We start from the raw sequence: 12,365 nt of genomic DNA, 5'->3' as shown, positions 1-12,365 counted from the left end.
TCCTAGTCTTCCTTCAAGGCATCAAATTTAGCCTTCATGGTTGGATTCTTCCGAGTCAATTTTTTAACGGAAACATCATCCAACTTGTTGTTAGCAAGACGAAGTTGATTTTCTGATGTAGTCAAGAACTTCTTAACTTCTTCCATGCGCTTGATGGCTTTGTCGATTTCATCGATGGCCTTACCGAAGTTGACTGAAGCTGAGTTGTAGTTCTTAGCAAAGGCAACTTTGAAAGCATCCAGGTCTTCTTCAAAGTGGGTGATATCGATATTTTGTTCACGGACAAGCGCTAATTCCTGCTTGTATTTAAGGGAATTGAGGGCCGCATTGCGCAGGAGCCCAATGATCTGGATAAAGAACTGAGGACGGACCACATACATCTTCTCATACTCGTGGCTAACATCGACAATTCCTGTGTTGAAGTAGTCGTTATCTGCTTCAAGCATGGTCACCAAAACGGCATATTCACAGTTCTTTTCTCGACGGTCCTTGTCCAACTCTTTGTAGAAATCCGCATTTTTGTGTTTCTTTTCGGTCCCGTCGGCTTCATTCTTCATCTCAAACATAATGGAGATAATCTCCACTCCATTTTCATCACACTCGCGGAAGATAAAGTCGCCTTTAGACCCACGCGCAGAGACCTTGTTGTCCTTTTCAAAATAGGCATTTGGGAAGGCAAAACTGCGAACCTTGTTGAATTCACTTTCCGCATACTGCTCCAGACTTTCACCGATAGCTTTTGTAGATTGTTGGGCCTTGAAATTCTTGTAGAACTCGACCTGTTCATTGGCCGCCTTTAGCTGGGCTTCATAATTTTGTTTAACAGAAGCTAGGGACAGTTCATTTTCCTTCTCTTGAAGGAGCAATTGGTTTTGTACCTGATCACGCTCCTTCTCCAAATTAGAAAGCGTCTTTTGCAGTTGGTTCTCATGCTCCAAGCGCAAGGTGGCCAATTGATTTTCCAGCGCTTGCACTTCTTTTTCTTTCTCTAGCAAGCTTTGGCTAGCGGTTTGCTCCACCTCTTTTTTAGCCAATTCTTTTTCAGTATCAAACTGTTGAATCTGGTTTTGTAACTGGGCAATTTCTTGATCCTTCTTGGCTAACTTCTCTTGTTGCTCATTAAGGGCCTTTTGCTCAGCCAAAGCCAACTCTTGCCGAATTCGCTCATGAATTTCCTTGTCAAACTCTGCTGTCCGTACCTGTGACAAGAGTTCGCTGTATTGACTTTCATTGACTGTAAAGACTTCCCCACAGTTGGGGCACTTGATTTCGTTCATAGCATGCCTCTTTCTCTATTCTTAGTATATTATATCATGCCACCAGTAAAATCAAAACCAGCAAACGAGGCTTGCTCCTACTATTTCCCTAGTTTATGACAGTGAATAGAGTAAATGAGAGAATTTGAGAAAGAAGAACAATGACCATTAAAACTTCCCGCCGTGAGAAAAGCAGGAGAAACAGATTTGTTTCTCCTGCTCGGTAGATTTGAGACGGAAGGCTCAAATCTAAGGTATGGAATCCCAAAGGGAGTCGCTACCGTCCGTCCTCACCTAAGGGAAGTTGATAAAAGGACAAAACCAGCAAGCTAAGCTTACTGGTTTCAGTTTATTTCTTCTCAATTGGCGCGACACTGGCTAAGAGTTTCTTTAGCCCCACTTCTGGGAAGTTGATCTTGAGTTCTTGGGTACTACCACTACCAGATACTTCAAGCACGGTTCCTTCACCCCACTTCTTGTGAATGGCAATGTCGCCAATGGACCAAGCGACGCTCTCTTTGGCGCTAGAACGGTTGCTATTGCCAAAGGGGAGGCTTGATGATGTGAGAGCACTTGGAGCTGCTTGTCTCTTGCGCTCTTGAAGGGCTTGCGACAGGCTCATTCCTTTTCCAAAGGTCGTTCCGCCTCCATTGCTATACGAAGCCTTAAAGCTAGTGTTGACTGGACGGGCTAATCCTTGGTAGGTCAATAAATCCGAGCTAATTTCATTGATAAAACGCGTTGGCCGGTTGTAGCTGGTCCGTCCAAAGAGCAAACGTGAGTTAGCATTGGTCAAGAAGAGAACCTTCTCTGCCCGCGTGATCCCTACATAAGCCAGACGACGCTCTTCTTCCAATTCATCTGGATCCTCTGCTGCACGACTAAGAGGAAAGACATTTTCTTCCATTCCAATCAAGAAGACAACTGGGAACTCCAATCCTTTGGCTGCGTGAAGGGTCATCAAGGTGACTTCTGAAGTTTCTTGGGCCCCATCATCTGTATCGGCAATCAAAGCCAAATCGTTCAAGAAACGACTCAAGGTCTCCACACCTGATTCGTCGTCGACGGTCTCTCCATTTTCATCAAAATTCTTGGTAACAGACAGGAACTCTTGGATATTCTCGATGCGGGCCTGACTTTCCAAATTTCCCTGATTGGTTAGGGCCGTCATATATCCTGTCTTATCAAGGACTTCTTCGACCAACTCTGTAATGGTCAGCTGGTCCAATCTTTCTCTCAAATCAAGAATGAGATTGGCAAAGTCCCAGATGGCTTGGGCAGCCTTTCCTTTGATGCCAGAGAGCATGATATTGGCTGAAGCATCCAGGAGTGAGGACTCTTGCATTTGAGCAAAGTCACGAATCTTATCCACTGTACCTGGCCCGATTCCCCGCTTGGGTTCATTGATAATGCGCTCAAAACTGATATTGTCACTGAGGTTGGCAATCAAGTTCAGATAAGCAATGACGTCCCGAATTTCCTTCCGGCTGTAGAACTTGGTGCCCCCTACCATGGTGTAGGGAATGTTGGACTTGAGTAGCGCTTCTTCAATGGTCCGTGACTGAGCATTGGTCCGGTAGAGAACGGCAAAATCACGGTGTTTGTAGCCAGCTTCACGACTGAGCTCTTCAATGGTTTTAGCAACAAAGACCGCTTCATCCTGCTCGTCATTAGCCCGGTAATAGACAATCTCTTCCCCGTCTTCATTTTGTGTCCAGAGATTCTTCGGACGGCGGTGGCGATTGTTTTTGATGACATCATTGGCTGCTTGCAAGATGGTTTTAGTGGAACGATAATTTTCCTCCAACAAAACGACCTTGGCATCAGGATAATCCTTCTCAAAGTCCAGGATATTCTGCATATCTGCTCCCCGCCAGCCATAAATAGACTGGTCCGCATCCCCAACGACACAGATATTTTTAAAGCGTGAAGCCAAGAGTTTGACCAACTGGTATTGGGCATGGTTGGTATCTTGGTACTCATCCACGTGGATATATTGGAACTTCTGCTGGTAATAGGTCAGCACATCTGGATGCTGATCAAAAAGACGCAAGGTCAGCATAATCAAATCATCAAAGTCCACTGCTTCTGACTGACGGAGTTCCTTTTGGTAAGCCTCATAACACTTAGCGACGATCTGGGTGTACATATCGCCAGCCTGGGCGGCGTAGGCCACTTCATCGATCAGGTCATTTTTGGCATTGGAAATAGTCCCCAAGATGGTCCGTTCATTCCATTTTTTAGGATCCAAGTTCAAGGACTTCAAAATCCGCTTCATCAAGGTCCGTTGCTCACCCGGGTCGACAATGGTAAAATTGCGATTGTAGCCAATGTGATCCGCATCACGACGGAGGATGCGCACACACATAGAGTGGAAGGTGGCAATCAAGCAGTCTTGGGTGGCTGGATTCAACTGATAAGCCCGCTCCTTCATCTCCCGAGCGGCTTTATTGGTAAAGGTAATGGCCAAAATATTCCAAGGATTGACCATTTTTTCATCGATCAAGAAAGCGATGCGGTGGGTCAAGACACGTGTCTTACCAGAACCAGCCCCCGCCATAATCAAGAGGGGACCTTCTGTCGTTTGGACCGCCTCTGCTTGGCGATCATTCATACCATTCAATAAAGGATTCATCTCATACTCCTCATTCATTCAATCGTTCTATTATACCACAAAACCTGCCTAGCTTCTTTTAAAAAAGGACTCATTTGAATTTCCCTTCCAAAAACGATATAATAGTAGCTTAAAGAAAACAGGTTCATATCCGAGGTTGTAGGAGGAAATTTTGGAAAAACCATACAGTAACTTAAAACTGGCCGAACGTGGTGCCATCATCAGTATTTTAGCCTATTTACTACTTTCTTCAGCAAAATTAGCTACTGGCCATCTGCTTCACTCCTCTAGTTTGGTAGCCGATGGATTTAACAACTTATCAGATATTATCAGCAATGTCGCCCTGCTCATCGGGATTCGTCTCGCTCGCCAACCAGCTGACCGTGATCACAAGTTTGGTCACTGGAAAATTGAGGATCTAGCTAGTCTAGTCACCTCAATCATTATGTTTTATGTCGGTTTTGATGTCTTACGCGATACCCTCCAAAAGATCTTCAGCAATGAAACAGTTAGCATTGATCCACTCGGTGCTGGTGTCGGAGTGGTTTCAGCCCTTGTCATGCTAGGCGTTTATTTCTACAATCTTCGCTTAGCCAAACGAGCCAAATCAAAAGCCTTAAAAGCAGCCGCAAAAGACAATCTTTCAGACGTCGTCACTTCTCTTGGAACGTCGATCGCGATCGCTGCTAGTGCTTTTAACTATCCAATTGTCGATAAAATCGTAGCCATCATCATCACCTTCTTTATCCTCAAAACAGCCTACGATATCTTTATGGAATCTTCCTTTAGTCTTTCAGACGGCTTTGACGATAGTCTCCTCGAAGATTACGAAAAAGCTATTTTAAAACTCCCTAAGATTGCGCGTGTGAAATACCAACGCGGACGGACCTACGGAAGCAATATCTATCTGGACGTTGTCTTGGAGATGAATCCCGATCTTTCCGTCTATGAAAGCCATGCGATCACAGAAGAAGTCGAGAATCTCCTAAAAGAAGAATTTGGAGTCTTTGACATTGACGTCCATGTGGAACCTAGCTCAATTCCTGAAGATGAGCTGATCGAAAACGTTGAAAAGAAACTCTTAACCTACGAAAAACGCCTCTATGCTAAGCAAGAGTTTGATACATTGCTAGCGGATAATTATACCTTGATTGACGATACCGGTCACGAACACAACAAGGCAGAATTAATAGAGGCTCTCGCAAGCGACCAAGTTCAATTCCAAAACTTTGAACTGGAGTCCATCAGCCAAAAAACCAAACTCATACGCTATGAACTAGACGGTCAAATCCATACCAGTCTCTGGCGTCGCCACGAAACTTGGCAGAAGATTTTCCATCAAATTACAAATAAAACCGACTAAAAGAGGCTGGGACAAAAGTCCTAGCCTCTCAATTGTTTTTGGATTGTCGAGCAAGACGCAGTGGTTGAGTGGGCTCTACTACGCTGATTTCATCAGCTTTTACAGCCCTACTCAACTGTGCGGAGGTGGGACGACGAAATCGAATTCTAACGAATTACCGATTTCTGTCCCACTCTCTTTTTTACTTGATGTCGTCTGTTGCTACATCCGTTCCGAACCACTTCTTAGAAATCTTTTGGAATTGGCCCTTTTGATAGAGTTTTACGAAGGCTTCATCAATTTTTTTCTTCAAAGTTTTATCCGCCTTGCGCACTCCTACCGCAAAGGATTCTGTCTCAAACCCGACAGGAAAGACATTGTAGTCTTTTAAAATTCCTTCCGTCTGCAGATAATAGTTGGCATAGACACGGTCGATTAAGAGGCCATCGATCCGATCATTCTGAAGATCGATCAGCGCCTCGTTGAAACTCTGGTATTGGGTAGCCTTTTGATTTTTGATCTTATTTTTCAAGATTTTAGGATTGGCTTCAAAATCCATATAGCCAGACGATCCGGTCTGGGCATCTAATCGTTTCTCTTTGATATTTATAAAAAAAATAGCCTTTCGGCTATTCTTCTACTTTTATAAATCCAAATTTATTGAGGGGATAGAGACGCAGATTCACGACTCCTTCGATCTGATTTTTATGGATATAACCAAACTCACGGCTATCTTCTGTATCTCCACGGTTATCATTTAAGACCAGATAAGTATCGGATGGGACACGACCAGCCTTGGTCCCTTTTAACTCTGATAAGAAGAAATCATCCGTATAATACCCATTACTCGTTGGAGCAGCTAGGTGTTTGTTCAGCATTTTATTCAGGTAAGGTTCTGGTGTTGCCTGTCCATTCAAATAGAGGACGTCATCTACGTAGCTGACTTCGTCGTTTTCTTTGGCAATGACACGTCCAAGGTATTCTTTTCCACCGACCTTGTATAAGACCAAATCACTGCGATCTACCTGAGCATTTCTAGTCGCTACCACAAGATCTCCAGTTTTCACAGAAGCATTAGCCATTTTATCATTGATACTAAATGGATGAAATACAAAGATTCGAAGCAAAATCAGTGCCAAAACCAGTACACCGACAATGATGACATTTCTAATTAAATCTCTCCTTGGCATGTATGTCTCCCTTCCTTTTTATTTATTATACCATGTTTTTGATCTTTAAAAAAGAGAAAGTAAGCATTAGTGAGAATTCTTATCAATACACACCAGAAGAAAAAGAAAAACCTCGCGGTCAATCCTTTCGGACCAACCAGCAAGGCTTTTAGATATAATTTTCTATTAACGTACTGTACGGATACGCATTGTGTTTGTACGAACAGCTTCTCCAACTGGTACACCAGCAACGATAACGATATCATCACCAGATTTAACAAGACCAGCTTCAACTGCTTTACGTTCAGCAATTTCGAACATATCATCAGTTGATGAAGGAGCATCTGTCAACATTGGGATAACACCCCAGTTCAACATCAATCCACGTTCAGTCAATTCGTCAAATGTCAATGCCAAGATATCAGCATCTGGACGGTATTTAGAGATCAAACGTGCAGTGTGACCTGTCTTAGTCAATGTTACAACCAATTTGATATCCATTGAGTTTGTAGCATCTTTAACAGCTGAAGCCATAACTTCTGTCTTAGAGTTACGTTCGAATGAAGCTGGGTTCAAACGACCATATTCTTTCAAAAGTGTTTGAGCATTCATGTCGATTTTCGCCATTGTAGCTACAGATTCAAGTGGGTATTTACCGTTTGCAGATTCACCTGAAAGCATTGTAGCATCAGTACCATCGATAACAGCGTTGAAGACGTCAGATACTTCAGAACGAGTAGCACGTGGTTTTTCAGTCATTGTTTCAAGCATGTTTGTTGCAGTGATAACAACTTTACCAGCAGCATTTACTTTAGAAGTAATCATTTTTTGGTAAACTGGAACCATTTCGAATGGTACTTCGATACCCATGTCACCACGAGCGATCATGATACCATCAGTAACTTCGATGATTTCATCCAAGTTTTCGATACCTTGTTGGTTTTCGATTTTCGCAAACAATTGAACGTGGCTGTTACCAGTTTCTTCACAGATAGCACGAACTTCTTGAACGTCTTTTGCAGTACGTACGAATGAGATCGCGATGAAGTTGATACCTTGTTCCAAACCGAAGCGGATATCGTCGTTATCGCGTTCAGCAAGTGCTGGGAAAGGAATCTTAGTGTTAGGGATGTTTACACCTTTTTGTTTAGCGATGATACCATCGTTTTCAACTTCAACAACAAATTCACGTTTAGCAACGTCTTTTTCTACAACGCGAAGACCCAATTTACCATCATCAACCAATACTTGGTGTCCAACTTCAACGTCATCAAAGATGTCAAGCGCACCAGCAACGTTCAAAGCAATCACTTCACGAGTTGATTTGATGCCTTGTTTTGTAGCAACGCGGATACGTTCACCAGTCTTGTATGAATATTCTTTAGCTTCGCCTTCGAACAATTCAGTACGGATTTCAGGACCTTTTGTATCAAGAAGGTAACCAACTTTTTTACCAGCGATTTCTTCTGCACGTTTAACAGTCGCCATACGTTCACCTTGTTCTTGGTGGTCACCGTGTGAGAAGTTGAAACGGAAAGTGTTCGCACCAGCTTCGATCAATTTAGCAATGTTTTGTGCTGAAGCTTCAACGTCAAGTTTTTCAGCCCAGTATCCATCTTCACCGAATTTTTTACCACCACGGATTTCTACCGCAGGACCTAAAGTTGCAACGATTTTTACACGTTTGTTCATGATATATATGACTCCTTTTTAAATATATCTGTCTTTTTAAGACAAGGTTAACGAATTTATGAAATAAAATTAAATTGAAGACAAGCTACGGTTCAACTCGGCAAGACCAAGATCAGCTTTATGTGGATTGTTTACCACAATCTTACCATCTTCTGTCAAGCTAAAGAGGGCTCCTTCTTCTGCTTTACCAAGGATTGGATTTTCCACCATTTTTTCATTGCGGATACCAACGGCTACACCACCGATTCCTTGTTTCAACAATTTAACAGCGTGTGCTCCCATACGTGAAGCAAGAACACGGTCACGCGCAGTAGGTGAACCACCACGTTGGATGTGGCCAAGCTCAGTCACACGAAGGTCACTTTCATCACCAGCTTCTTTCAACGCTTTACCAAATTCATCTGCAGACATCACGCCTTCAGCCAAGATGATGATGTTGTGGGTACGACCTTTTGCGTAACCTTCTTTGATGCTCTCAACAACATCTTCGATCTTGAATCCTTCTTCAGGGATGATGATTTCATCTGCACCAGATGCAATCCCTGCCCAAAGAGCGATATCTCCAGCGTTACGTCCCATCACTTCGATAACGAAAGTACGGTGGTGACTAGATGAAGTATCACGGATCTTATCGATCGCGTCCATTGCAGTTGTGACTGCCGTATCAAAACCAATTGTAAAGTCAGTTCCGACGATATCGTTGTCGATCGTACCAGGAAGACCCACAGCTGGGAATCCAAGCTCAGTCAAGCGCATCGCACCATGGTAAGAACCATCTCCACCAATAACGACAACACCTTCTATCCCGTGTTTCTTCAATTGCTCGATCCCTTTTAATTGACCTTCGCGTTGTGCGAATTCAGGGTAACGAGCTGAATGAAGGAAGGTACCACCACGGGAAATAATATCTCCAACAGATGAGGCGTCAAGGGGCTGAATTTTACCAGCAACCATTCCCGCATATCCATCATAGATACCGAAAACTTCCATTCCTTCTGAAATTGCTTGACGAACAACTGCACGGATGGCAGCATTCATACCAGGGGCATCTCCACCACTAGTTAAAACAGCAATACGTTTCATTTCGTTGTTTGCTCCTTTTTTTCTTTTACATTCTACGTAATTATAACACAAAGAAGACTAAAATTCTCGTATTTTTCGCAGTTTTTACCGATAAATCGTTTTCATAACGAGATTCTTTAATTCATCTTCCAATTCTTTGTTTTTCTGGACGGTATAGCCCTTCAATTGAAGAGTTTTTTTCTCGTCTTCATAGCGTAATATCACAGGATATGGGCCCGGATATTTTTTCAAGATAGAAAGAATCGTTTTATCCTGACGATGATCGAGCAACTGGATCCAGAACTTTTCATTGGTCGCTAGTTGTGCCTCTGCTAGAATCATCTGCAAGCGCCCGTCACGCTCTTGTATCTTCCCTGTCAAGTAATAAAAGCCACCTTCTTTTATCAAGGAGGAAAATCGATTGTAGGTTTCAGGGAAAAGGGTCACATCCAATTTTTTCTTGGTATCACTGACTTGTAAGAAAGCCATGAGATCACCTGACTTGGTTCGAATGGTTCGAATGCTTTGTACCTCAATGAGAATGCGTACCTGCTCTCCTTGCATGAGTTGAGAAATTGGTTGGATCTCGTAGGGACTCGTTTGCCCAATCGCAACCAATGGGTGAGTACTGAGCCCGACACCAATAATGGCCTCTTCCTTCTCATATTTTTCAGCCTGGCTAAAGTCCTCCGCTTCTGTCCAAGAATAGTTAGAATCTGCAAATAAACTACCTAGCTCATCAGCAAAGACAAACAAATTCGGCAAATTGTGAAGCACCTTGCGTCTATTTTTTTCAAAGATGTCAAACAGTCCAAGCTCCACTAAAGGTGTTAACAAAGGCAATTTATGATACTGATTGGGGAGTCGTAAAATAAAATCTTCGACACTTTCAAAGGGACGATTATCAATGATCCAATACGCTAAATCTCTTGGGAGTCCCTTGATATTTTTCATTCCCAAGTAGATTTTTCGATCCTGGAACTTATCTCTGTAAGGGATGGTGTTGATGGATAATGGCGCGACTTTAAAATCAAACTGGAGAGCATCTGTCAGATATTCGCTGCTCGAATAATTGAGCATGACATCAAAGAAAACATCTGGATAATGGACCTTGAAATAGGCCATCTGAAAGGCCAAGGCAGAATAGGCATAGGCATGGGAACGGTTAAACCCATAGCCTGCGAATTTTTCCATGATCGCAAAGACCTCTTTGGCTTTTTCTTCCGTATGCCCAAGTTTAAGAGCACCTGCGACAAAATCGTCTTCCATCTGATGCATTTCAGCTGCATTTTTTTTGCCCATAGCCCGACGTAAAATATCGGCTTTCCCTAGACTAAAGCCTGCAAAACGCTGGGCAACCTGCATGACCTGCTCTTGGTAGAGCATGATCCCATAAGTGGGCCTTAAGATTTCTTCAATAGCTGGATCTAAAATCTCAACTTTTTCTTGGCCGTGCTTTCTTTTGACGAAATTATCAATGTAATCACTAGCCCCTGGACGATTGAGAGAGGTGGTCGCTACCACTTCTTCGAAATGATTGGGTCTCACTCGTCTCAAGAGGCGAATGGCTCCAGCCTGTTCAAATTGGAAAATCCCCTTGGTATCCCCAGCAGCAAACAAGGCCAAGGTTTCTGGATCTTCTAAATCAATGGCTTCAATCACGATCTCTTCTTGGTACTTTTCATAGACCGCTTCCTTCATTTTCTGAACAAAGGTTAAATTTCGCAGACCCAAAAAGTCCATCTTCAACAGACCATTGGCTTCAACCGCATGAGCATCGTACTGGGTGACAAACATGTCTTCTCCGTACTTGAGAGGAATGTGATCCGTCAAATCCTGGTCACTCATCACAACCCCAGCCGCGTGGATAGATGTCTGCCTTGGTTGGCCTTCAATTCTTTTAGCAATTTCAAAGCCACGCTCAAATTCTGCTCGGCTATGAATCACTTGTCGAAAAGCTAGATTCTGTTCATAAGCTGTCGTCAGTGTATCCCTAAAGCCAATCCGCTTGGTAATGGAGGTCAATTCATACTCAGGTACCCCAAAACGTTTGAAGACATCTCGAATGGCTTGTTTGGCCCCAAAGGTTGAAAAGGTCACGATCTGAGCTGCATGGTAACTCCCGTAACGGTCTCGCACATAGCGGATAAATTCTGGACGATAGATATCAGGAATATCAATATCAATATCCGGCATGGTGTAGCGCTCCACATTTAAAAAGCGCTCAAAGAGGAGGTTCTTCTCCACAGGATCAATCCCTGTAATCCCTAGGGAATAGGCTACCAGTGAGCCTACAGCAGACCCACGTCCCATTCCCATATAATAGCCTTGACTCCGTCCGAAACGAAGAAGGTCCCAGACAATCAAGAAATAATCATCAAAGCCCATTTGGTGAATAATGTCTAATTCATGCTCCAGACGTTCTTGATAGACCGGACTGGTCAAGTTCTTTCGAAGGAGACCCGCTTGGGCTAATTCTCTTAGTTCCTCAACAGCTGGTTTCTGGGGATTGAAGCGAGGCAATTTCAACTGGGTATCAATATCATATTGAATCCCTTGGACAAGGTTTTCCAGATTTGTGATAGCTTGCGGAAATCGCTCTGCAAAATCATTCTTTAAATCCTGAGGAGTTTTTAGGACTGTTGTAGAATCAATTGGCCCTGTTTCTGTCAAGCTTTGATTGTCCTTGATGGCTGCCAGCATCTGCATGGCTTCCACATCCCCAGCCTCAAAAAATCGAACGGTATGAAGAGGGAGCACAGGGTGGCTAAACTCTTGGACCGGCGTATCCGCAAAAACTCCGATGAAGTAATCTAGACCAAGTGGCAAGTCTCCACTAGCAAAAGGCGCTGGGACAATGACTGCTACTCCTTCTGTTAGGTGCTTCACATCCTCCCAATTGCTCTTCCCCATCATTTTGACGGTCGACATCTTCATCAGATTCTGGTAGCCCTTCGTTGACAAGGCCATCATCCGAAACGGAATTGTTTCATTGTCTACCTCTAGTCCAATTTCTAAACCTACCAAGGGGCTGAGTTTTTGGGCCTGACAGGTTTCAATAAATTCATAGGCACCATACAAATTATCTACATCCATGATTCCCAATGCGTCATACCCCATACTTTTAGCCACTTGGACATAGTCTTTTATGGTCACAAGGCTTTCCATAAAAGTATAGACTGATTTGGTATCTAGCTGTGCAATCACTTTTTCTCCTCCCTCACTTGTCT

At 43.3% G+C, this 12,365-nt stretch carries 7 protein-coding genes and 1 pseudogene; 1 reads left to right on the top strand and 7 read right to left on the bottom strand.

The annotated features are described in order from the left end of the window. Positions 1-2: 2 nt before the first annotated feature. The gene (locus ACESR9_RS02700) at positions 3-1,277 is read right to left on the bottom strand and encodes a DUF2130 domain-containing protein (RefSeq protein ID WP_045759278.1); all 1,275 of its coding nucleotides are present in this window, start codon (positions 1,275-1,277) and stop codon (positions 3-5) included. Between the two features lie 328 nt (positions 1,278-1,605). After that, positions 1,606-3,891, bottom strand: coding sequence for a DNA helicase PcrA (pcrA, locus tag ACESR9_RS02695; protein WP_373105425.1), 2,286 nt, complete (start codon positions 3,889-3,891; stop codon positions 1,606-1,608). Between the two features lie 151 nt (positions 3,892-4,042). On the opposite strand from pcrA, the gene ACESR9_RS02690 reads away from it, so the two are divergent. Further along, positions 4,043-5,233 (top strand): cation diffusion facilitator family transporter, encoded by a 1,191-nt coding sequence (locus ACESR9_RS02690; RefSeq protein WP_373105423.1) that lies wholly within the window; start codon positions 4,043-4,045, stop codon positions 5,231-5,233. Between the two features lie 181 nt (positions 5,234-5,414). Here the strand turns inward: ACESR9_RS02690 and ACESR9_RS02685 are convergent. The 5 genes and pseudogenes from ACESR9_RS02685 to ACESR9_RS02665 all read right to left on the bottom strand — a co-directional run. Then, positions 5,415-5,813: pseudogene (locus ACESR9_RS02685) on the bottom strand (transporter substrate-binding domain-containing protein); the annotation flags it as partial. A gap of 28 nt (positions 5,814-5,841) precedes the next feature. Continuing rightward, entirely contained in the window at positions 5,842-6,402 is a 561-nt protein-coding gene (gene lepB / locus ACESR9_RS02680; RefSeq protein ID WP_003006560.1) for a signal peptidase I, read from the bottom strand. 165 nt (positions 6,403-6,567) lie between these two features. Then, positions 6,568-8,073: a pyruvate kinase gene (pyk, locus tag ACESR9_RS02675; protein WP_021152957.1), complete on the bottom strand. Its 1,506-nt coding sequence runs from the start codon at positions 8,071-8,073 to the stop codon at positions 6,568-6,570. Positions 8,074-8,142: 69 nt separating this feature from the next. Continuing rightward, positions 8,143-9,156, bottom strand: a complete 1,014-nt coding sequence (pfkA, locus tag ACESR9_RS02670) for a 6-phosphofructokinase (RefSeq protein ID WP_021152956.1) — start codon at positions 9,154-9,156, stop codon at positions 8,143-8,145. Positions 9,157-9,240: 84 nt separating this feature from the next. Further along, positions 9,241-12,342, bottom strand: coding sequence for a DNA polymerase III subunit alpha (locus tag ACESR9_RS02665; RefSeq protein WP_373105419.1), 3,102 nt, complete (start codon positions 12,340-12,342; stop codon positions 9,241-9,243). Positions 12,343-12,365 lie beyond the last annotated feature (23 nt).

The organism is Streptococcus parasanguinis (assembly GCF_964238605.1).
GTDB lineage: Bacteria > Bacillota > Bacilli > Lactobacillales > Streptococcaceae > Streptococcus > Streptococcus parasanguinis_AJ.
This window is presented reverse-complemented; position numbering and strand designations above follow the sequence as displayed.

What these genes read in the sequence shown, in the direction of transcription:
- pyk (WP_021152957.1), bottom strand. Translation starts at nt 8,073, where the DNA reads ATGAACAAACGTGTAAAAATCGTTGCAACTTTAGGTCCTGCGGTAGAA.
- ACESR9_RS02700 (WP_045759278.1), bottom strand. Translation starts at nt 1,277, where the DNA reads ATGAACGAAATCAAGTGCCCCAACTGTGGGGAAGTCTTTACAGTCAAT.
- pfkA (WP_021152956.1), bottom strand. Translation starts at nt 9,156, where the DNA reads ATGAAACGTATTGCTGTTTTAACTAGTGGTGGAGATGCCCCTGGTATG.
- lepB (WP_003006560.1), bottom strand. Translation starts at nt 6,402, where the DNA reads ATGCCAAGGAGAGATTTAATTAGAAATGTCATCATTGTCGGTGTACTG.
- pcrA (WP_373105425.1), bottom strand. Translation starts at nt 3,891, where the DNA reads ATGAATCCTTTATTGAATGGTATGAATGATCGCCAAGCAGAGGCGGTC.